Genomic DNA, 21,989 nt, shown 5'->3' with positions numbered 1-21,989 from the left:
CTACTTCTGGGCGATTTCGGTGAGCATGCGGGCTACCCCCTGTTGCCAGGGGGGCAGCTGCAGGCCAAAGGCCTGTTGCAGCTTGGCGGTGGACATGCGCGAGTTGAGCGGACGGCGGGCTGGTGTGGGGTAGCTGCTGGTGGGCGTAGGTAGCACTGCTTCGGGAGTGGCCTTCAGGGGCAGGCCCAGGGCCTGCGCTTGGCTCAGCACAAAGCGGGCGTAGCCGTTCCAAGTGGTCTCCCCAGCTGCGACGCAGTGGTACAGGCCGGCCAGCCCTGGTCGGGTCTGCAGGGTGCGTATGGCATGGGCGGTGACATCGGCCAACAGTTCGGCCGAGGTCGGTGCCCCCCATTGGTCGTCGATGACGGTGAGCTGTTCGCGCTCGGTTGCAAGGCGCAGCATGGTCTTGGCAAAGTTGCCCCCGCGGGCAGCATAGACCCAGCTGGTGCGCAAGATGAGGTGCTTCGGGCTACTGGCCACGGCCTGCTCGCCTTCCAGCTTGGTTCGGCCGTACACGCTCAAGGGACACGTGGCATGTTCCTCGGTCCACGGTGCGCTGCCGCTGCCGTCAAAGACATAGTCGGTGCTGTAGTGCACCAGCCATGCTCCTGTTTTAATAGCTTTCTGCGCCAGCGCGGCAGGGGCCAGTGCGTTGATCAGCCGTGCAAGCTCGGGCTCGGACTCTGCCTTGTCCACCGCCGTGTGGGCGGCGGCGTTGACAATGACGTCCGGGCGCACGGCGTCCACGGTGGCTCGCAGGCCCTGCAGGTTGGTGAAGTCGCCACAGAGGCCGCCGGGGTTGGTGCTGGCGTCCGCGTCCAGCGCGACCACGTTTGCAAGGACGCTCAAGGCACGCTGGAGCTCCCAGCCGACCTGGCCACCACGGCCAAAGAGCAGTATCTTCATGCCTGTGCGCCGTACTGCTGGTTCACCCACTGGCGGTAACTGCCGCTTTGCACATTGGCGACCCACTGGGGGTTGTCCAGGTACCAGCGCACGGTCTTCGCGATGCCGGTGTCGAAGGTTTCGGCCGGCTTCCAGCCGAGTTCGCGCTCGATCTTGCGGGCATCAATGGCGTAGCGGCGGTCGTGGCCGGGGCGGTCTGCCACGTAGGTGATCTGTTCGGCGTAGCGCTTGCCATCAGCACGAGGCTGGAGTTCGTCGAGCAGTGTGCAGACGGTCTGGACGATGTCGATGTTGGCTTTCTCGTTCCAACCACCAACGTTGTACGTCTCCCCGACCCTGCCCGCTTCGAGCACGCGGCGGATGGCACTGCAGTGGTCCTTCACATAGAGCCAGTCGCGGATCTGCTGGCCATCTCCGTAAACGGGCAAGGGCTTGCCGGCCAGGGCGTTGACGATCATCAGCGGAATCAGCTTCTCGGGGAAATGGTAGGGACCGTAGTTGTTGGAGCAGTTGGTGGTGAGTACCGGCAGCCCATAGGTGTGGTGCCACGCGCGCACCAGATGGTCGCTGGCAGCCTTGCTGGCACTGTAGGGACTGTTGGGTTCGTGGGGGTTGCGTTCGGTGAAGGCCGGATCGTCCTTGGCGAGTGACCCATAGACTTCGTCGGTGCTGACGTGCAGGAAGCGAAAGCCGCTCTTGCCTTGCGCAGGGAGTTCGCTCCAGTACGCACGCACCGCTTCGAGCAGATGGAAGGTGCCGACGATGTTGTTCTGCACGAAGGCTTCAGGGCCGTGAATGGAGCGGTCAACGTGGCTCTCGGCAGCAAAGTTGACGACCGCACGCACGCCGTGGTCTCGCAGCAGTGGCCCCACCACGGCCGCATCACCAATGTCGCCTTGAACGAAGGTGTGGCGGGAATCTCCCTGCAGGGAGGCCAGGTTTTGCAGGTTGCCCGCATAGCTGAGCTTGTCCAGATTGATCACGGTTTCGTTCGACTGGGCCAGCCAGTCCAGCACAAAATTGCTGCCGATGAAGCCTGCGCCGCCGGTGACAAGAATGGTCATGGTTTGGGAATACTTCAGTGAATGTTGCTTTCAGGCGCGGGCATCGCTCCAGCGCAGATGGGTGCTGTCATCACCCCGGTAGGTCGTATGTCCCTGGCGGTCAACACAATAACGCGGTGACACCACCATGTCTGCCATCGCGACATCGGTACCGATGCGCGTGTACTCCATGAGCACGCAGCGGTCCAGCCTTGCCCCAGACCGCAGATGACTACCATGGCCAATCCATGCAGGGCCACGCACCGTGCAACCGGACTCGATGCGCACCGACGAGCCCAGGTACACGGGCCCCTGGATGTCGACCGTATCCCAATCGACCTGAACGCTGAGTCCGACAAACACACCGGGGCGGATCTCCCGTCCCGGCATGGTCACGTTGGCCAATTCACCAGCCAGTGCTCGCTGCAGGACCGACCAATAGTCCGTGACGCGACCGATATCGATCCACCGGAAGGGGCGGCTCTGGACGAAAAATGGCAGACCTTTCCCCACCAGTGAAGGAAACAGCTGTGACCCAATGTCGTAGCTTTGCTGTGCCGGAATGTGCTCCAGCACTGCGGGCTCAAACAGATAGATACCGGTGGAGGCCAAGGTGGACTGTGCTTGGGCTGGCGTGGGTTTCTCCTGGAAGGACTCGATCCTCCCCGCTGCATCGGCGACCACGATGCCGTAGTTGGCCACGTCGCTGCGCGGCACTTCCAGGGCCACCACACTGGCCAACGCCCCCTGGTCGCGGTGTTCGGCAACGGCTGCTGTCAAGTCCAAATCGACCAACGCATCACCACACGCCACCACGGTCGTTTCGTCGAAAAACCCAGAGCAATCCTGAATATGGCGCATGCCACCGGCAGACCCTTTGGGCCGCGGCACCACGTCGCCATGCTCCAAAGCGCCTTCGTAGGAGTAACCGATTTCGACCCCCCAGCGCCGGCCATCGCCAAAATACTCTTCGATCTTCCTGTGGTGCCAGGCCACATTGACCATGATTTCCCGGATACCGTGGGATGCCATGAGCTCAATCAAATACTCCATCACGGGCTTGCCCAGAATGGGAATCATGGGTTTGGGCACATCATTGGTCAGGGGACGAACGCGTGTTCCCTGGCCCGCCGCCAGAATCATGCCCTTGGTCATCGCTTGTCTCTCGCCGCCGCGTTCATCATGCAAGCGAGTGTAAACCCATGCAGACTCCTCACAGGCATGCCCTGCACTGATGCCGCAAACCCAGGGGGGGCCCGAAAATGCGCCCTATGTCGCGGCAGGTGGCTGCTGGGCCCGGGGTGTAGCCCGAATGCTGTCCAGACGCATGCCTTGCACCGTTGCAACCTCAAACTCCCATCCAGCGCATTGGACCCTCTCACCAACCGCCAGCAGGCGCCCACTGACTGCCATCAGCAATCCGGCGACCGTGCTGTAACGCTGCTCCAACGGCAACTCGACATCGATGTCCAGGCGATGCTTCATTTCCTCCACCGGCATGGCGCCATCCAGCAGCCATCCACCGTTGTCCTCCTTTTGTGCCCACGCGTCGGCAGCCACTGTCGGCTTGAGTTCTCCGGTAATCGCCTGCAACAGGTCAAATGGCGTCAGCAGCCCCTGCAAATCACCATATTCGTCCACTACGAACACCATGCGTGCGGCCTTGGCACGAAAGTGCTCGATCAACTCCATGCCATTGAGCGTTTCGGGAACGAAAACCGCCGGCTCAGCCCAATCCTCGATGCCCCCCTGGGCAGTGGTTCCCAATTCGAGCAGCCGAGCGACGCTGATCATGCCCACGACCTGCTCGAGGGACCCCCGGCATACCGGATACCAGGAGTGGTGCTCACGACCTTGGCCCAGAGACTCCAGGGTCTGCGCCACGGTGGCCGTCGCATCGACCCACTGAATTTCGGAACGCGGCTGCATCATTGACGTCAGGGTGCGGTCATCCAAGTGAAACACGTTGCGCACCATCTGGTGCTCGTGCTCTTCGATGATGCCGGCGTCCACCCCCTCCTCCAGGCTGGCCGAAATCTCCGCCTCGGTCACCCCGCGGCTGTCGGTCGTATCGATGCGCAACAGACGCAAGATGCCATGCGTCGAATACGACAGCAATCGCACGAATGGGCGGGCAAGGCGGGCAACCCAAGTCATCGGCCGCGCCAGCAGGCTGGCGACCTGCTCCGGATACAGCTGCCCAATGCGCTTCGGAACCAGCTCACCCAGAAGAATGGTCAAAAAGGTGATGCACGTCACGACCAAACCCGTAGCCGTGACTTCAGCCACCCGATCCGACAGGTGCACCGTACCCTTGAGCCACTGGGCCAATCCTTCGCTGAACGCAGCCTCGCCGACAATGGCATTGAGCATGCCAATCGAGGTGATACCTACCTGCACCACCGAAAGGAACTGGGTCGGATTGTCGAGCAGCACGAGGGCGGCCCGCGCGCCCTTGTCACCGGCGTCCTGCATGTTCTGCAGGTGGATGCGCTTGCTGGCCGTAAGCGCCAGCTCGCTCATGGCGAACAAGCCATTGAGCACGGTCAACACCAGTATCAGCAAGAAATCCATGGAAACTGCGGCGAAAATCGGAAGATGGCACTGTACCTGATTGGCGATATCCAAGGCTGCGACGACGCGCTGGCCCAGCTTCTGCATCATGTGGACTTCTCTCCCAGCCGAGACACCCTGTATGTGCTCGGCGATCTGGTCAACCGCGGCCCCGATTCGGTGGCGGTCGTGCGTCGACTGATGGCCTATGGAAGTAGCGCCCACTGCCTGCTGGGAAACCATGACCTGCACTTGCTGGCCGTGGCCCACGGCTGCCGACCTCCGAAACGCAAGGACACACTTACGCCGTTGCTGGAAGACCCGGGCCGCGATGCGATGGTGCACTGGTTGCGCCACCAAGGTTTGGCCCACCGTGAGGTAATCGGCACGAGAACCGTGCTGATGGTGCATGCGGGCGTATTGCCCCAATGGTCTGCCAATCAAGCTGTGTCGTTAGCGCGGGAAGTGGAAGCCGTACTTCAAAGTAACGCCGCGCGGGATTTCTTTGCCACCATGTATGGCGATGCACCATCCCGATGGCACGACGACCTGAAGGGGCACGACCGTATCCGCGTGATCGTCAATGCGCTGACACGCCTGCGCTTCTGCGATGCGCAGGGGACCATGGAGTTTTCCGCCAAGGGCCCCGCCGCATCGGCGCCGGACGGCTGCATGCCCTGGTTTGACGTCCCAGGGCGCCAAACCGCACGGGACATCGTGGCTTTCGGCCACTGGTCTACCTTGGGCTGGCTAGGCCGGGAGGACGTGTATGCCTTGGACCAGGGTTGCGTCTGGGGTGGTCAGCTTGCAGCGCTACGTGTTTCCGACCGACAGCACTGGAGTCCGGAGCTGATCACCGTGGACTGCCCCCAAATGCAAGCCCCGGGCACTTGAGTGCGTTGGAGGAAAAGGCTGCCGATCAAGAGGCCTTGAACAGCGCAGCCACCTTGCGCTTGGGACGAATATTGGCAGAAATGCTACGGGCTGCCGGTCGACTTCCTGCTTCCCACGCTGCAGGTGCAGCAGCGGCATCGGCCGCAGCCGGCTCGTAAGGCTTGTCAAAGAACGGATCGCGTGGTGTCTGTACCGGTCGGGCAAAGTCGCCGCGCGGTGTGCTGCGGTGGTGCTCGCCGTGGGACTGGTCCGAGTACATGCGACGTCCGGAGTTGATGCGCCCCTGGCGGTGAATGTCCGGCAGATCCGACGCAAACTCCAGGCCCTCCACCTCGATCTTCTTCTTGATCAGTTTCTCGATGTCGGAAGCCAGCCTGGCGTCATTGCCACCGCCTACGAAACTGAAGGCCAGGCCATTGGCGCCAGCGCGCCCAGTGCGGCCAATGCGGTGTACGTAGTCTTCGGCATTGAACGGCAGATCAAAGTTGAAGACTGCGGGGACATCCTTGATGTCCAAACCGCGCGCGGCCACATCGGTACACACCAACAGGTCGACTTCGCCTTTCTTGAAGGCATCCAAGGCTTTCAGTCGCTCATCCTGGCTCTTGTCACCATGCAGAGCGGCCGCCTTCAGGCCATCGCGCTCCAACGCGCGCGCCAGCCGTGCACACCCGAGCTTGCTATTGACAAAAACAAATGCCTGGCGGATTTCGCGCTGACGCAGAAGTTCATGCAATGCGCGACGCTTGTTGTCCTCTGGGACACCGAAGAAGCGCTGCTCCACTGTCGAAGCCGTGGCGTTCGGCCGTGCCACCTCGATCGTTACCGGGTTCTGCAGGTAGCTGCTCGCCAATCGCTTGATTTCAGGTGAAAACGTGGCCGAAAACAGCAAGGTGGTTCGCTGCTTGGGCAGATAGGAAAGAATGCGCTGCAGATCCGGCAAGAAGCCAATGTCGAGCATGCGGTCGGCCTCGTCGAGCACGACGTACTCCACCTGGTTCAGAACCGCACTCTTGGCCTCGATATGGTCAAGCAAACGACCAGGGGTAGCCACCAGCACTTCGACCCCGGCCTTCAGTTCGAGGGTCTGCGGCTTCATGTCGACCCCCCCAAACACCACTGCGCTACGCAGTTGTGTGTACTTGGCAAACAGTTTGATTTGCTGCGCTACCTGATCGGCCAATTCACGGGTGGGTAACAGAACCAAGGCACGGACGGGGTGACGTGCTGGCGACGTGGAGGCATTCTCGTGCTTCATCATGCGGTGCAGCAGAGGCAAGGAAAACGCCGCCGTTTTCCCCGTACCGGTCTGTGCTGCCCCCATGACATCACAACCCTGAATCACCACGGGAATCGCTTGCGCCTGAATCGGCGTCATGGACTGGTAGCCCATTTCAGCCACGGCCTTGCGCAGTGCCGGGGCCAATTCCAGGTTCGCAAACGACTGGGAAACAGGCTCGGCGGCCTTCGTGGATTCAGGGGCTTGTGTAACGGCGGTGTGTTCTGTCATGCAATGGAGATCGGTAGGCTGGGCGACGTTGCCCAACCACCCTCTGGGTCAGAGGGCAACCCGCATTATCCCCCATAGCCCGCAAATCCGGCAGGATTCCAACGCAGGCAACACCCGCAGCAGGTGCCGATCAGGCCTTGGGCAGCGTCACACCGTGCTGACCCTGGTACTTGCCACCACGATCCTTGTAGCTGGTTTCGCAGACTTCGTCACTCTCGAAAAAGAGCACTTGCGCACAACCTTCGCCGGCATAGATCTTGGCTGGCAGCGGTGTCGTATTGGAAAACTCCAGCGTGACATAGCCCTCCCACTCCGGCTCGAAGGGAGTCACGTTGACGATGATGCCGCAGCGCGCATACGTGCTTTTCCCCAGGCAGATGGTCAACACGTTGCGAGGAATGCGGAAATATTCGACGGTGCGGGCCAATGCGAAACTGTTGGGCGGGATGATGCAGACATCATCATGGAAGTCGACGAAACTCTTTTCGTCAAAATTCTTGGGATCAACCACAGTGCTGTGGATGTTGGTAAACACCTTGAACTCCGCCGCACAGCGAATGTCGTACCCATAGCTGCTGGTGCCATAGCTGATCAGGCGGTTGCCGTCGCGCTGTCGGATCTGCCCGGGCTCGAAGGGCTCGATCATGCCGTGCTGTTCGGCCATGCGCCGAATCCACTTGTCGCTCTTGATGCTCATGTTGCGCTCCAAAAGCACCATTCTAGTGGTGCTCCCGATGCATCCCCAGCGCCATCAGACCGACGCGAGATGGGTTCGCTCGATGACCCGGTCATCCCCCAGTACTATAAGAGAGAACAGCAGTTCATCCAGTGTCTGCGCCCCAGCCGTCTTGCGTGCCAACAAAGGCGTGGCCTGAGGATTAAGTACGACAAAATCAGCGTCGGCGCCTTCGACCAGGTTGCCGACCACTGCCTCCCCGTTGTCACCGCACAGTCCCATCGCTTGTCCGGCACCGGCGGTGTGCTGCCACCACAGATGCTGCGGAGACAGCGATAGCCCTTGCTTGGTCATTCCCTCACGCCCCACGTAATACGCCGCGAGCATGGTGTGGAAAGGACTGAACGATGTACCACCACCTACATCGCTGGCCAACCCGTAGTGGAAGCCCACACGGTCCGCCCCGACGAAATCAAAAAAACCGCTGCCCAAAAATAGATTGCTGGTGGGACTGACCGCCGCCCCGGCATGATGGTCACGCATCATCGCGCGATCGTAGTCGTCGAAGTGGATGCAATGGGCATACAGTGCACGCCTGCGCATCAAACCAAAGTGCTCATAGACCCCCAGGTAACTGTGCGCCTTCGGAAACAGCTCGCGTACCCAGGCAATCTCATCCCTGTTCTCCGACACGTGCGACTGGATCCAGACATCGGGGAATTGGGCCGCCAACTCCCCCGCACCGCGCAACTGCGCTTCCGAACTGGTCGGGGCAAACCGTGGCGTGATGGCGTAGCCAATGCGGCCCTTGCCATGCCATTGCTGAATCAGGGATTCCGTGTCGCGCAAACTCTGCTCGGTGGCCCCTACCGCCCCACTGGAGGGATTGAGCAGGTAGTCAGGCGCATTGCGATCCATCAGCACCAGCCCACTGACAAGCCGCAAGCCGCGTTCGAACGCCCGCGCATTCAAGGCCTGCACGGAATGCGGGTGCGAAGTGGCGAATGCAACGGCAGTCGTCACGCCATTGCGCACCAATTCATCGACGAAGGCCTCCGCAGCTCGCGTGCTGTAAGCCGGATCAGCATACCGTGACTCTTCTGGAAAGGTGTAATTCTCCAACCATGGCAGCAATCCATCGGCTGGCGAGCCAATGATGTTGGCCTGGGGAAAATGAATATGCAGATCGACAAATCCCGGAGCGATGATTCGTCCGGGCAAGTGCTCGGTCGGAACGTCAGCAAATTGGCCATGCAAAGCCTGCCACGCACCGACGGCCCGAACCACCCAATGGCCACAACCATGGCGCTCCAGCACCAACAGGCCGTCATCTTCAAGACAGGCCTGTGCCGCCCCATGGGGAAACCACAAAAGACGCGAACGAAATGCTTTCATCAGATGCACTGTAGCGGGCGGTCGCACGCGGCGTTATACAACTTCGCAAATATCCGCTATCAGATGCTCTCGATGTAGCGTGCCAATTGCACCACCAAGCGCTCGCTGGACGGAATGTCCAGCAGGAATGCAAGGTAGCCATTGACCTGTCTGGTTTCCAGTGCGAAATCAATGGTCAGTGCCAACACCGATGACGGGGCGCCGCCCGCTTTGCTCCGCCCCACGAGATCCGTGAATATGCCCTGTGCATCAATGATGCTGACATCCGGAAGCGAGCCGTCAAAAGACAGGTTCAAGGTATTGGAAATGCTGGAGATTACGGCATTGAGAATGATGTTGCCGATCTCGGCCATGGCATCACGCTCCATGTCCGCCAGCTGCTCCACCGGCACATCACTACCGACCATGGCACGCACCAACTCCAGGCTATTGTCTTCAGGAAACATCAAGATGGCGTCGGTGGTGACCTCACCGACGTAGGTCTGTCGTATGGCACATAAAGGGCGCTTGATGCGTTCCACGAAATACAGTCCAGCCTGATCGTGGCTAACGACTTCAACGATCGGCACCGACAATCGCACCGTCTCGTTGACCATCTGGCTCATCACGTCCGCAGCCAGACCCACACCAACATTGAAGATCTCGCCCAGAGCATCGATTTCCAGTTCGCTAAGCCTCATCATGGCGTCACCAGCATGAAGTTGAGCGCCTGCTGCAGGGATGCCTCCGTGACCGGTTTGGCAACGAAACTCAGCTGCAGATTGGCTGCCATCTGCTTGCTGCTCTCCTGGATATTGGCCGTCAGCATCACGACCCGTGCAAGCGGATTGATGGCCAGAATGCGTGGTGCCGCCTCAAAGCCACTGATGCCTGGCATATTGACATCCATGGTCACATAGTCAGGTACGAAGCTCGCACAAAGCTGCAATGCCTCATCACCACTCCCTGCTTCCTGGACGACCCAACTCGGACAATGATTGTCAAAGAACGCACGAATGCGCATGCGCGACACCTTGCTGTCGTCCACGATCAACAGTTTGCTGCCTTGTGTATTCATGTCCTGCGCCATGAAATCTCCTCTTGTGATGATCATTTATGGTGCCGATTATTGCGCACACCGCAGTGACGCATTCAAGGGCGATAGAAAGTTTCGAACACCTTGTCGAGCCTCTCGATGCACTGTTTGCGCTGGGCCTCTTCCATGAAGCTGGCCTGAAAGCTGTTGCGCGCGAGTTGGTAGGCATGGGTTGCGTTCAGGGGCAACGCGGCGAAGGTTTGGGTGTAGTTCTCGTTGATGTAGCCGCCAAAGTAGGCCGGATCGTCGGAGTTGACCGTGGCACAGACCCCGGCATCGAGCAAAGCCCCCAGGCAATGGTCCTGCAGCCGATGCACCACCTTGAGCTTGAGGTTGGAAATCGGGCACACCGTCAAGGGCACACTTTCCCGGGCCAGCCGGCGCACGAGTTCGGGGTCGCGTATGGCCTGCACGCCATGGTCGATTCGCTCGACGTGCAGGACGTCCAGTGCGCTGTAGATGTACTCCGGCCCTGCCTCCTCGCCTGCGTGGGCCACCAGCCGGAAACCGAGCTCCTTGGCGCGCGCAAAGACCCGCGCAAATTTCTCGGGCGGATGCCCCGCCTCACTGGAGGCCAGACCGATGCCTACGATCTTCTCCCGCATGGGCATCACCTCTTCCAGGCAGGCAAACGCCTCCTGCTCACTCAGATGACGCAGGAAGCACAGGATCAGGGAAGCCGTGACGCCATACTTGGCGGGCGCATCCTGACAGGCCCGGTACAAACCATCCACCACAACCTTCGCTGCCAATCCATGGCCGATGTGGGTCTGGGTATCAAAGAAGATTTCCGTGTGCAACACGTTGTCCGCCTTGGCGCGTTCAAGGTAGGCACAGGTCATGTCGTAGAAGTCCTGCTCGGTCTTGAGCACCAAGGTGCCCTCGTGGTAGATGTCCAGAAAGCTTTGCAGGTTGTCGAATTCGTAGGCACCGCGCAGCGCCTCTACCGAGGGGTATTTCATGGCCACGCCGTTGCGGCGCGCCAGCGCGAACATGAGCTCTGGCTCCAGTGAACCCTCGATGTGCATGTGCAATTCCGCCTTGGGCATCTTGCACAGCAGTTCGGGCAGTCTTTCGGGATCAATCGTTCGATACAGCATTGCGGCCTCTCCAGAAAAAAAGGCCGCTTTGCAGCGGCCTTGGTTGGTGCTACCGATATTACTTGGCGCCAGGGATCTTGCCTTCCACGCCCTTGACGTAGAAGTTCAGGCCACCCAGGAACTTGTCATCGGCCACTTCATCCTTCTTGAGCTGCTCCTTGCCGGTGTTGTCGACAATGGGGCCCTTCCAGATGGAGAAGGTGCCAGCCTTCAGGCCTGCCTTGACTTCTTCGACCTTGGCCTTGGTTTCGGCAGGCACGTCTTCCGCGATGGAAACGATGTCGATCGCGCCCTCTTTCACACCCCACCAGGACTGGGTCGACTCCTTCTTGCCGGCCAAGGCATCCTTGGTGGCTTGAATGTAGTAGGGACCCCAGTTGATGATGGCGGAAGCCAGGTGGGCCTTGGGACCGTAGGCGGTCATGTCAGAGTCCCAACCGAAGGCGCGCTTGCCCTTGTCCTGAGCGGTCTTGAGCACGGCAGGAGAATCGGTGTTCTGGAACAGGACGTCAGCACCGCCATTGATCAGGCTGGTGGCTGCTTCGGTTTCTTTCGGCGGATTGAACCATTCGTTCACCCACACCACCTTGGTCTTGACCTTTGGGTTGCTGCTCTGCGCGCCCAGGGTGAAGGAGTTGATGTTGCGGATCACCTCGGGAATTGGGATCGAAGCCACTACACCGAGGGTGTTGGACTTGGTCATCTTGCCGGCAATCACACCTGCCATGTACGCCCCCTCGTAGGTGCGGCTGTCGTAGGTGCTCATATTGGCAGCGGTCTTGTACCCAGTGGCATGCTGGAAGTTGACGCCAGGATGGTCAGCCGCCACCTTCAGCATGGGCTCCATGTAACCGAAGGTGGTACCGAAGATCAGCTTGTTGCCTTGGGCAGCCATGTCGCGAATGACACGCTCGGCGTCAGCGGACTCGGGAACGTTCTCCACAAAGGAAGTGACGACCTTGTCGCCGAATTCCTTTTCCACTGCCTTGCGACCGGTATCGTGGGCGAAAGTCCAACCGCCATCGCCAACAGGACCAACATAGGCAAACGCAATCTTGAGCGGCTCAGGCTTCGCGGGAGCCGAAGCAGCGGGTGCAGGTGCGGGGGCGGGAGCCGGCTCCTCCTTCTTGCCGCAGGCCACAAGGGCCGCACTGGCAGCAGCCGCCAGTGCGGCAACTTTCAAGAGGGAGCGTTTTTGCATGTCTGTCATGTCGAGTCCTCGTTGTGAAAAAAAGAAATAAGCTGGTTCAAGAACCGGGGTAAAAAGGCTTCCCGATCGAAGCTGGCATGTTAATACGAATCCAGCGGGGATTGCGCGAAATCAGCGCCAGCACCACGATCGTGGCCACGTACGGCAGCATGCTCAGGAACTGGCTGGGAATGTCCACGCCGGCGCCTTGCAGATGGAACTGCAGCATGGTCACACCACCGAACAGGTAGGCACCAAGCAATACCCGTGCCGGACGCCAGGTGGCAAACGTGGTCAGGGCCAGCGCGATCCACCCTTTTCCAGCCACGATACCTTCTACCCACAGGGGGGTGTAGATAACGGAGATGTATGCCCCGGCCAGTCCGCACAACGCGCCACCGACCATGACCGCGAGCAGGCGGATCTTGCGCACCGGGTAACCCAGGCCGTGGGCGGACTCCGGACTTTCCCCCACACTGCGCAGAATGAGCCCGGATCGTGTCTTGTACAGGAACCAGATGAGCGCCAACGCAAAGACGATGGTCAGGTACACCAGCGGGTGGTGCTTGAACAGCGCAGGGCCTACCAGAGGAATGTCGCTCAAGCCGGGAATGTCGAAGCTCTCACGCTCAGGTATCTTTTCCTGGACATAGGCTATGCCCGCAAATGCGGAAAAACCGGCACCGAAGAGGCTCAGCGCCAGGCCGGTCGCATACTGGTTGGTATTGAGCCAGATAACCAGCCCGCCAAAGATGGTGGCCATCAGGGCGCCGACGGCCATCCCGGCACCAAAACCGAGCAAGTCGCTGCCGGTATGCACCACAGTAGCAAACCCAGCGATGGCTGCGCACAACATCATGCCCTCCGCCCCCAAGTTCACGATACCCGCCTTTTCATTGATCAACAGCCCGAGGGCCGCAATCGCCAACACCGTACCGGCATTCAGCGTCGCTGCAATCAGCAGTGCGTACGATTCCATGTGCATCCTCTCCTTACGCGCGCTTGAAACGCAGACGGTAGTTCACCAGCGTGTCGCAGGCGAGCAGACTGAACAACAAAAGGCCCTGGAATACGCCCGTCAGTGATTTGGGCAGGCCCAAGCGAGACTGGGCCAGTTCACCACCAATGTAGAACATGCTCATGAGAATGGCGGAAAACACCATGCCCACGGGATGCAGCCGCCCCACGAAGGCCACGATGATGGCGGCGAACCCGTAGCCCACCGGCACATGGGGCGTCAGCTGGCCAATCGGTCCCGCGACCTCCAGCGCACCGGCCAGACCCGCCATTCCGCCCGAGACCAGCAGAGCGGTCCACATGGCCTTGCGGGAAGAGAAGCCCGCGTAACGCGCCGCGTGCGGGGCCAGGCCCCCAACTTGCAAGGCAAAGCCCGACCGCGTACGGAAGAGGAAAACCCAGAATCCGGCTACGCCCAACAACGCCAAGATGACGCCGATATTCAAGCGCGAACCCTCCATCAGCTTCGGGATGCGGGTGATGGCATCGAAGGTCTTGGTTTGCGGGAAGTTGTAGCCATGGGGGTCTTTCCAGGGCCCCAGCACCAGAAACTGCAGTACCTGGATGGCAACGTAGACCAGCATCAGACTCACCAGGATTTCATTGGCATTGAACTTGTCGCGCAGCAAGGCCGTAATGGCCGCCCACAGCATGCCACCCAGGATGCCCGCCAGCACGATGGCGACAACGATGCCGCCACCGGTACCCTTGTCCGCCAGCAAGGCCACACCACTGGCGCCAATCGCCCCCAGGATGTACTGGCCTTCCGCCCCGATGTTCCACACGTTGGATCGGAAACATACCGCCAGCCCCAGCGCGATGAGCAGCAAGGGCGTGGCTTTCACCACCAGTTCACTCAAGGCGTAGCTGGACTTGATCGGTTCCCAGAAAAACACCTGCAAGCCGCGCACCGGGTCCTTGCCGAGCGCACTGAAAAGAATGACACCGATGATTACCGTCACGACCAGTGCCAGCACCGGCGAGCCATAGCTCCAGAAACTGGACGGCTGGGGGCGGGTTTCGAGCTTAAGCATGCGCCACCTCCGCCTTGGCAGGTTTGGCTCCATCCCACAGGCCACTCATCCAGATACCGATTTTTTCCACCGTGGCTTCTCCTATGGGCATGGATGGCGACAGGCGCCCCCCTGCGATCACATGCAACCGATCGCTCACTTCAAACAACTCATCCAGTTCTTCGCTGACCACCAGCACCGCACACCCGGCATCGCGCAGGGCCAAGATCTCGCCACGAATCTGCGCTGCCGCACCTACGTCCACACCCCAGGTGGGCTGCGACACGATGAACAGGGTGGGCTTGGCGTCGATTTCGCGGCCGACAATGAACTTTTGCAGGTTGCCACCCGAGAGCGACTTGGCCGCCGAATGCGGGCCACCGGCCTTCACGTTGAATGCCTTGATCAAGCGCGCAGCGTGCTCGTCCAAGGAGCGCACCCGGATCCAACCCCCGGCGAATTTCGGTGCCGATATCGACTCGTTGCGCGTCAGGAGCAGGTTCTGCGCCAGACTGAGCGTCGGAACCGCGCCCCTACCCAAACGCTCTTCGGGAACGAAGTGCAGGCCCTTGGCGCGGCGCTGTGCAGGGTTCAGCTTGCTGGCGTCGGCACCGCCGATGTGAATGCTGTCGATGGGCGCGCGACAGTCTTCGCCGGACAAGGCATACAGCAGTTCCTTCTGGCCATTGCCGGATACCCCGGCGATACCCACGACTTCCCCGGAACGCACCTCGAACTGAATGCCCTGCAGGTTCACGCCAAACTGGTCTTCCTTCTCCAGCGACAGACCCTTGACGTTGAGAACCGCAGCACCTGGCGTCTGCGGACGGTGCACCAACTGCGGCGGTTCCGCACCGATCATCAGGCGCGACAGCGAGGCATTGCTTTCCTCCTGTGGGTTGCACACTCCGGTCACCTTGCCACCACGCAACACCGTGCAAGCGGTGCACAACTCGCGTATCTCGTCGAGCTTGTGGCTGATGTAGAGAATCGAGCACCCTTCGCTGGACAACTGCTTGAGCACCACGAAGAGTTTCTCTACGGCCTGCGGTGTCAACACCGAGGTGGGCTCGTCCAGGATCAGGAGCTCGGGCCGCGTGAGCAGTGCGCGGATGATTTCGACCCGCTGCATTTCGCCCACGCTCAACGTATGGACAGGACGGTTCGGGTCAATGTCCAGCCCGTATTCGTTGGCCTTGGCCAGGATGGCGGCGCTCACCTGCTCCAGACTGGTTCGCATCAGCCCCAGCCAGACGTTCTCGGCCACGGTCATGGTCTCGAACAGATTGAAGTGCTGGAACACCATGCTGATGCCATTGGCGCGCGCATCGTTGGGGTTGCGGATGACGATCGGCTGGCCGTTGATGCGCATCTCACCGGCGTCGGGTTTGACCGAGCCGTAGATGATCTTCATCAGGGTGGACTTACCCGCGCCGTTCTCACCCAGCACGGCATGGATTTCTCCCGCCTGCACGGTCAGGGACACATCGCTGTTGGCAACCACGCTCGGGTAGGCCTTGGTGATGCCGGTGAGCTGCAGTCTCGGATGAGGATGGGACATGGTCATGCCGTAGTTTTGGTTTTCAGGGTAGCGGCTACCGCCTTGACGCGATCGCGCAGCCAGCGGCTGGAGGCCGAGGTGTGTGCGCGTTCGTGCCAAAGCTGGTAGTACACCAGAGGCGGGAACTTTACCGGACACGGCAGGATACGCACCGGAAGCTCATCGACAAAGCGCTCGCAGTACTGCCGCCCTGTCGTCAACACAAGCAAGGTCGATGCCACCATGCCGGGGATGAGGCCGAAATGCGGGCAGCGCGCCACGATGTGGCGGCGCAAGCCCAGGTTGGCCAAATGCTCGTCGATGACGCCCCGGGCCCCCATGTGGGTTGCGGTAGGTGCAATGTGGTCCACCTCCAGCCAGGCCGCCTCGTCCCAGCCACGGCGCACTGCGGGGTGTTTTTCCGACACCAGACACACCACTTCGTCGGAAAACAGCTTGCCCATGTGCAAGTCCAGCGGTGGTGTGAGCCAGTTACCGATCACCACATCGACGTCGCCACGTGCCAACTGCTGTTGGTAATCCGTGGCGGCGGTCAGCGGGTGGATTTCGATCTCGGACAGGGGCGCGTTTTCCTTCACGTCCTTGACCAGGCGCGGAAGGAACTGGGGATCCAGGTAGTCACTGGCGGCAATGCGAAAGACCGCCCGGCTGGTAGCCGGCGCAAACTCGCGGGCGTCGGAGAACAGGCGCTGCGCATCACGCAGGATGTTGGCTGCCGGCTCGACCATGCGCAGGCCCGCTACCGTGGGCACCATACCGGAGCCGCTGCGCACCAAAAGCGGGTCTCCGGCGTAGTCCCGCAGACGCTTCAAGGCCGCACTCACCGCAGGCTGGTGCATCCCCAGGCGGATAGCTGCTCTCGAGACGCTGCGTTCAGTCAACACGGTGTGCAAGACCCTTATCAAGTGGAGGTCTATCTTGTCGAATTGGGTCAGGTCTGTCATACCGCGGTGGTGATTTATGCCATATGCTAAGGCGTATGTAGGGCAGGAGCATACCGACATACCCTAAGCAGAGAGGATGAAGCCATGAACCACCCACCCCTGCGAATTCTGCGTCGCGGCGAGACCATCACGCTGCACAACGTCCCCCCCGAGCGCACCCTGCTCGAAGTGCTGCGCGAGGATCTGCATAGCTGCGGCACCAAGGAAGGCTGCGGCGAAGGCGACTGCGGTGCCTGCACTGTGGTGCTCGGACAGGAAGAGAACGGCCAGCTGCGCACCCGGGCCGTGAACAGCTGCATCAAGCCCGCCCACGCCGCCAACGGCATGGCCTTGTGGACGGTGGAGGACCTGGTGCAGCCGGATGGCTCGCTGCACCCCACCCAGCAGGCCATGGCCCAATGCCACGCTTCGCAATGCGGCTTCTGCACCCCTGGCTTCGTGATGAGCCTCTTCAGCCTGTACCAGAACCATACGCTTCAGGGCGAGACCGTGTCGCGCGAGCAAGCCGCGCAAGCGCTTTCCGGCAACCTGTGCCGCTGCACCGGCTACCGCCCGATTCTCGATGCCGCGGAATCCATGCAGACGCTACCAAGGGTGGCCGTGGATGAAGTCGAGACGCTATCAAAACTGAAGCTGCTTGCGCAAGAATTACGAGGGCCAGAGCCTGATTCGACCTACATTTCCCCGACCACGCTGAAAGACCTGCTGCAGACGCGGGCCCGGCACCCGCAGGCACAGCTGGTGGCCGGTTGCACCGACGTCGGCCTGTGGATCACCAAGATGCACAAGGAGTTTGGCCGCATCATCGACCTCACCCGCGTGGCAGAACTTCAGCGGGTGGAAACCTATCCCCACCACATTGCCATCGGTGCGGCCGTCTCGCTGACCGACGCGTTTGCCGCCCTGGTAGCCGATCGCCCCCAACTGACCGACTTCGCCCACCGCTTTGCCGGCCAGCCGGTGCGCAACGCCGGCACGCTGGGTGGCAACGTGGCCAATGGCTCACCCATTGGCGACTCCATGCCGCTGCTCATCGCCTTGGGGGCCAACGTGGTCCTGATGCGCTGGGAGCAAGAAAAGAACGGCAAAGGCCAGATCCGCCACCGCGAGATGCCGCTGGAAAAGCTCTACACCGGCTACCGCCAGAACGTATTCCTGCCCAACGAGGTATTGGCCTGGATCAAGGTGCCGCGTCCCACTGCTAGCGAACTGACCCGGTCCTACAAGATCTCCAAGCGGTTCGAAGACGATATCTCGGCCGTGTGCCTCGTGCTGAGCCTGCACATCGTCGATGGCGTCGTGCATCAAGCCAGCATTGGCGCCGGTGGCGTGGCCGCCACGCCAGCCCGCGCTGCGCAAACCGAAGCGGCGTTGCGCGGCCAACCTTGGAACATGACCACGGTGCAACGCGCCCAGCAAGTTCTGCGTGCGGAATTCAGTCCGATTTCCGACATGCGGGCCTCCAGCGACTACCGCCGCACGGTGCTGGGCAACCTGTTGCAGCGCTTCTGGTTGGAATCGCAGGGCCAGGCCCTCGTCGAAGTGCGCCAGCTTCGCGCCGAAGGAGCCCACGCATGAGCCAAAAAGCCGCTTCCCATCTAACCACCCCGGCCGCTGGCAAGACCCTGGTGCACGAAAGCGCCCTGGCCCAGGTGGCCGGTGCCGTGCACTACATCGATGACCTGCCGGAGATCCGTGGCACCCTCTATGCCGCACCCATCCTGTCGAACGTGGCCCACGGGCGCCTGCGCGGCGTCGACGCCTGCGCGGCGCTGGCCATGCCAGGCGTGTGTGGCGTCGTGCTGTCCAAAGACATTCCGGGCGATCCGATGCTGGCCGCCTTTGCCGGGGATGAGCCGGTGTTTGCCATAGACACGGTGCAGCACATCGGCCAGGTGGTCGGCCTGGTGGTGGCACGCACGGTCATGCAGGCACGCAAGGCGGCCCGCAAGGTGCGGCTGGACATTGATCCCCTGCCTGCGGTGCTGACGGTGCAGGATGCGCTGGCGCAGAAGAACTACGTGCTGCCCCCCGTCACGGTGCGCCGAGGCGATGCCGCAGCCGCCCTGGCACGGGCCCCGCACCGCCTGAGTGGCACCCTCGAGGTGGGTGGCCAGGAGCATTTCTACCTGGAAGGCCAGATCGCCTACGCCGTGCCGCTGGAGCAGAACCAGTGGCAGATCTACAGCAGCACCCAGCACCCGGGCGAGGTGCAACACTGGGTTTCGCACGCCTTGGGGCTGGACAACCATGCGGTGCGCGTCGAATGCCGCCGCATGGGCGGTGGCTTTGGCGGCAAGGAAACGCAGGCTGGGCACCTGGCCGTGTGGTCGGCTGTGGCGGCGCAGAAGTTCAGGGCCCCGGTGAAGCTGCGCCTGGACCGGGACGACGACTTCATGATCACGGGCAAACGCCACCCGTTCTCCTACGAGTACACGGTAGGCTTTGACGACACCGGCCGACTGTGTGGCCTGCAGTTGCAGATGGCCGCGCACTGCGGCTTCAGTGCCGACCTCTCCGGCCCGGTGGCGGACCGCGCCATCTTCCACAGCGACAACGCCTACTACCTGCAGGACGTAGACATCACCAGCTACCGCCTCAAGCTCAACACCCAAAGCCACACGGCGTTCCGCGGCTTCGGTGGCCCGCAGGGCGTGATCGCGATCGAAACCATCCTGGGCGACATTGCCCGGCACCTGGGCAAGGACGCTCTGGACGTGCGCCTGCGCAACCTGTACAGCGACGAGGTGATTCCCGGCACGGCGTTGCAGCGCGACACCACCCACTACCAGATGAAGGTGGAGGACAACATCCTCCAGCCGTTGCTATCGAAATTGGAGCTTTCTGCGCAATACCGACGAGGGCGAGAGGCCGTTTTGGCATGGAACTCCAGCCACCCGACGCTCAAGAAGGGCCTAGCCATCACCCCGGTCAAGTTCGGCATCAGCTTCACCGCCACCCTGTTCAATCAGGCCGGTGCGCTGGTGCATGTCTACACCGACGGCAGCGTGCAGGTGAACCATGGCGGTACCGAAATGGGCCAGGGCCTCAACACCAAGGTGGCACAGATCGTGGCCGACGAGCTCGGCGTGCCCTACGAGCGCGTGCTGTGCACCGCCAGCGACACCAGCAAGGTACCCAACGCCTCGGCCACCGCCGCCAGCTCGGGAACCGACCTCAATGGCCGCGCCGCACAGTTTGCCGCACGCAATGTGCGCGACAACCTGGCTTCCTTCGTCTGCGGGCTGGACGGCTGCGGGGCGGGTGCCATTCGCTTTGAAGGCGGGAAAGTCCACTCACCCAAGACCACGCGTGACTTTGACGACGTGGTGAAGCAGGCCTACGCCAACCGCATCCAGCTCTGGAGCGACGGCTTCTACCGCACCCCCAAGATCCACTACGACAAGACCACGCTCAGCGGCCGCCCCTTCTACTACTTCGCCTATGGCGCGGCCTGCACCGAGGTCGTCATCGACACCCTCACGGGCGAAAGCAAGGTGCTCAAGGTCGACATCCTGCATGACGTGGGCCGCTCCATCAACCCGGGGCTGGACATCGGCCAGATCGAAGGCGCCTTCGTGCAGGGCATGGGCTGGCTCACCACCGAGCAGCTGGTGTGGAACGACAAGGGTCTGCTGACAACGCACGCCCCGAGCACCTACAAGATTCCCACCGCAGGCGACGTACCGGAACACTTCAAGGTGGAGCTCTGGCCCGAGGCCAACCGCGAAGACAACGTGTTCGGCAGCAAAGCAGTCGGCGAGCCACCGTTCATGCTGGGCATCAGCGTCTACGAGGCCTTGCGTGACGCCATTGCCCAGGCCCGTGGCGATGGGCAGCCGGTGCAACTCACGGCCCCAGCGACGGCGGAAAACGTTTTACGTGCCCTGGGACGCTTGGCGTGAGCGAACTGCTGCGCATCGGCGGCTTGTTCGCCCTCACCGCTGTGGCGGAAATCGTGGGCTGCTACCTGCCTTGGCTGGTGCTGCGGCAAGGCAAGAGCGCCTGGCTGCTCCTGCCTGCCGCCCTGTCGCTGGCCTTGTTTGCCTGGCTGCTGACCCTGCACCCCAGCGCTGCAGGCCGCACCTATGCGGCCTATGGCGGCATGTACATCGCCGTGGCCTTGTTGTGGCTGCATTGGGTCGACGGACTGTCCCTCTCGCGCTGGGACCTGCTAGGTGCCGGCTTGTCCCTGGCCGGCATGGCTGTCATCGCACTGCAACCGGACGCAGCCTGACGCCGAGAGCGTCTCCTTCCCCAGCCGAGCTCAATTGCGGCCGGGCAATCGCTTGAGCAAGGCGTCCAGTCGCTTGCTGCGCTGCAGTTCCGCATAGCCGGCGTCGAACTCATTGATGATGTCCCTCGCGCCCGGCACCTTCTTGGAAACCACGAGGAAGATCGGTACTACCCAGAACTCCTTCTTCTGCACCAGAAACCGGGAGCGGTCCTCCGCATTGAAGCGCGTCCCCAGCATGTAGTGCGCCACCGACTCCTCCAGGGGGAACAGGTCAACACGCCCCAACAACAGCTTGTTGAGCCCGTTGATGTCGTCGTTACCCACATCCACCTCCAGAACCTTCTGATCGACCAGATCAGCAAACGGCTGGGAATAGAAGTTGCCGCGCGTGACACCGATGCGTTGGCCCGCCAGGTCACTCAGCTGCGCCCAGGCACGTGGCTCCTGTGCACGCTGCACGAACACCATGCGGTAGGTATGGATAGGCTTGGCCGAAAAGTACAGCGCTTCATCGCGTTCGGCGCTGTGGGCCCACCCGAAGCTGGCATCGTAGTAGCCAGCCATGGTGCCAACAATGGCACGGTTGTTGGGCACCCACTCCAGCACCACATTGACATTGCGTGCCTTGAATGCCTCGACGACTACCTCCGTCAGCACCCCGCCACCGGGCACGGACTGCACCTTGAATGGCGGATATTCGCCGATCGCGACACGTACCTCCGCAGGCTGGGCACCTGCACCGACACAACAGGCGGCCACCATGGCCACCAGGGTTCGGCGCACCGCACACCACACCGCAGCAAAATCCAAAAAAGAGAGGCTCATGCGAGCGCATCGTATGCGCCAGCCGATGCGCCGGCAAGCCCTAATCCGCGC

At 61.5% G+C, this 21,989-nt stretch carries 20 protein-coding genes; 4 read left to right on the top strand and 16 right to left on the bottom strand.

The window, feature by feature from the left end:
* The 4 genes from rfbD to RQP54_RS09610 form a co-directional block, all read right to left on the bottom strand.
* Complete coding sequence (gene rfbD / locus RQP54_RS09625; protein ID WP_315678041.1) at positions 1 to 906, bottom strand: dTDP-4-dehydrorhamnose reductase; 906 nt, start codon at positions 904 to 906, stop codon at positions 1 to 3.
* A complete protein-coding gene (rfbB, locus tag RQP54_RS09620) occupies positions 903 to 1,970 on the bottom strand; it encodes a dTDP-glucose 4,6-dehydratase (protein ID WP_315678040.1) in 1,068 nt (355 codons plus the stop codon). The genes rfbD and rfbB overlap by 4 nt, the downstream gene beginning before the upstream one ends.
* A gap of 30 nt (positions 1,971 to 2,000) precedes the next feature.
* Positions 2,001 to 3,104: an NDP-sugar synthase gene (locus RQP54_RS09615; RefSeq protein ID WP_315678039.1), complete on the bottom strand. Its 1,104-nt coding sequence runs from the start codon at positions 3,102 to 3,104 to the stop codon at positions 2,001 to 2,003.
* A gap of 114 nt (positions 3,105 to 3,218) precedes the next feature.
* The gene (locus tag RQP54_RS09610; protein WP_315678038.1) at positions 3,219 to 4,523 is read right to left on the bottom strand and encodes a hemolysin family protein; all 1,305 of its coding nucleotides are present in this window, start codon (positions 4,521 to 4,523) and stop codon (positions 3,219 to 3,221) included.
* Positions 4,524 to 4,547: 24 nt separating this feature from the next.
* On the opposite strand from RQP54_RS09610, the gene RQP54_RS09605 reads away from it, so the two are divergent.
* Complete coding sequence (locus tag RQP54_RS09605) at positions 4,548 to 5,396, top strand: symmetrical bis(5'-nucleosyl)-tetraphosphatase (protein WP_315678037.1); 849 nt, start codon at positions 4,548 to 4,550, stop codon at positions 5,394 to 5,396.
* A 25-nt stretch (positions 5,397 to 5,421) separates the two neighbouring features.
* Here the strand turns inward: RQP54_RS09605 and RQP54_RS09600 are convergent, their stop codons facing one another.
* From RQP54_RS09600 to RQP54_RS09550, 11 genes are all read right to left on the bottom strand, one after another.
* Complete coding sequence (locus RQP54_RS09600; protein WP_315678036.1) at positions 5,422 to 6,906, bottom strand: DEAD/DEAH box helicase; 1,485 nt, start codon at positions 6,904 to 6,906, stop codon at positions 5,422 to 5,424.
* A gap of 130 nt (positions 6,907 to 7,036) precedes the next feature.
* Positions 7,037 to 7,603: a dCTP deaminase gene (dcd, locus tag RQP54_RS09595; protein ID WP_315678035.1), complete on the bottom strand. Its 567-nt coding sequence runs from the start codon at positions 7,601 to 7,603 to the stop codon at positions 7,037 to 7,039.
* Between the two features lie 54 nt (positions 7,604 to 7,657).
* Positions 7,658 to 8,977, bottom strand: a complete 1,320-nt coding sequence (gene guaD, locus RQP54_RS09590; RefSeq protein WP_315678034.1) for a guanine deaminase — start codon at positions 8,975 to 8,977, stop codon at positions 7,658 to 7,660.
* A gap of 59 nt (positions 8,978 to 9,036) precedes the next feature.
* Entirely contained in the window at positions 9,037 to 9,657 is a 621-nt protein-coding gene (locus RQP54_RS09585; protein WP_315678033.1) for a chemotaxis protein CheC, read from the bottom strand.
* Positions 9,657 to 10,070, bottom strand: coding sequence for a response regulator (locus RQP54_RS09580; RefSeq protein ID WP_315678032.1), 414 nt, complete (start codon positions 10,068 to 10,070; stop codon positions 9,657 to 9,659). The genes RQP54_RS09585 and RQP54_RS09580 overlap by 1 nt, the downstream gene beginning before the upstream one ends.
* A 38-nt stretch (positions 10,071 to 10,108) precedes the next feature.
* Positions 10,109 to 11,152 carry an adenosine deaminase gene (locus RQP54_RS09575; protein ID WP_315678031.1) on the bottom strand — a complete coding sequence of 348 codons (1,044 nt, stop codon included), beginning with the start codon at positions 11,150 to 11,152 and terminating at the stop codon, positions 10,109 to 10,111.
* A gap of 58 nt (positions 11,153 to 11,210) precedes the next feature.
* Positions 11,211 to 12,362 carry a BMP family ABC transporter substrate-binding protein gene (locus RQP54_RS09570; RefSeq protein ID WP_315678029.1) on the bottom strand — a complete coding sequence of 384 codons (1,152 nt, stop codon included), beginning with the start codon at positions 12,360 to 12,362 and terminating at the stop codon, positions 11,211 to 11,213.
* Between the two features lie 37 nt (positions 12,363 to 12,399).
* Positions 12,400 to 13,320, bottom strand: a complete 921-nt coding sequence (locus RQP54_RS09565) for an ABC transporter permease (protein WP_315678028.1) — start codon at positions 13,318 to 13,320, stop codon at positions 12,400 to 12,402.
* Between the two features lie 13 nt (positions 13,321 to 13,333).
* Positions 13,334 to 14,392: an ABC transporter permease gene (locus tag RQP54_RS09560; protein WP_315678026.1), complete on the bottom strand. Its 1,059-nt coding sequence runs from the start codon at positions 14,390 to 14,392 to the stop codon at positions 13,334 to 13,336.
* Entirely contained in the window at positions 14,385 to 15,938 is a 1,554-nt protein-coding gene (locus RQP54_RS09555) for an ABC transporter ATP-binding protein (RefSeq protein WP_409997546.1), read from the bottom strand. The genes RQP54_RS09560 and RQP54_RS09555 overlap by 8 nt, the downstream gene beginning before the upstream one ends.
* On the bottom strand, positions 15,935 to 16,876 hold the full coding sequence (locus RQP54_RS09550) for a LysR family transcriptional regulator (protein ID WP_315678025.1): 942 nt from the start codon (positions 16,874 to 16,876) through the stop codon (positions 15,935 to 15,937). The genes RQP54_RS09555 and RQP54_RS09550 overlap by 4 nt, the downstream gene beginning before the upstream one ends.
* Before the next feature lie 84 nt (positions 16,877 to 16,960).
* Between RQP54_RS09550 and xdhA the strand changes: the two genes are divergently transcribed.
* The 3 genes from xdhA to RQP54_RS09535 are packed head-to-tail and all read left to right on the top strand — an operon-like array spanning position 16,961 to position 21,113.
* Entirely contained in the window at positions 16,961 to 18,454 is a 1,494-nt protein-coding gene (gene xdhA / locus RQP54_RS09545) for a xanthine dehydrogenase small subunit (RefSeq protein WP_315678024.1), read from the top strand.
* Positions 18,451 to 20,781, top strand: a complete 2,331-nt coding sequence (gene xdhB / locus RQP54_RS09540) for a xanthine dehydrogenase molybdopterin binding subunit (protein WP_315678023.1) — start codon at positions 18,451 to 18,453, stop codon at positions 20,779 to 20,781. The genes xdhA and xdhB overlap by 4 nt, the downstream gene beginning before the upstream one ends.
* Entirely contained in the window at positions 20,778 to 21,113 is a 336-nt protein-coding gene (locus RQP54_RS09535; RefSeq protein ID WP_315678021.1) for a YnfA family protein, read from the top strand. The genes xdhB and RQP54_RS09535 overlap by 4 nt, the downstream gene beginning before the upstream one ends.
* A gap of 30 nt (positions 21,114 to 21,143) precedes the next feature.
* Here RQP54_RS09535 and RQP54_RS09530 read toward each other — a convergent pair whose 3' ends face one another.
* Positions 21,144 to 21,938 (bottom strand): transporter substrate-binding domain-containing protein, encoded by a 795-nt coding sequence (locus tag RQP54_RS09530; RefSeq protein ID WP_315678020.1) that lies wholly within the window; start codon positions 21,936 to 21,938, stop codon positions 21,144 to 21,146.
* Positions 21,939 to 21,989: the final 51 nt, after the last annotated feature.

Origin of the sequence: Curvibacter sp. APW13 (assembly GCF_032337135.1) — a bacterium.
Classification (GTDB): domain Bacteria; phylum Pseudomonadota; class Gammaproteobacteria; order Burkholderiales; family Burkholderiaceae_C; genus Allorhodoferax.
This window is presented reverse-complemented; position numbering and strand designations above follow the sequence as displayed.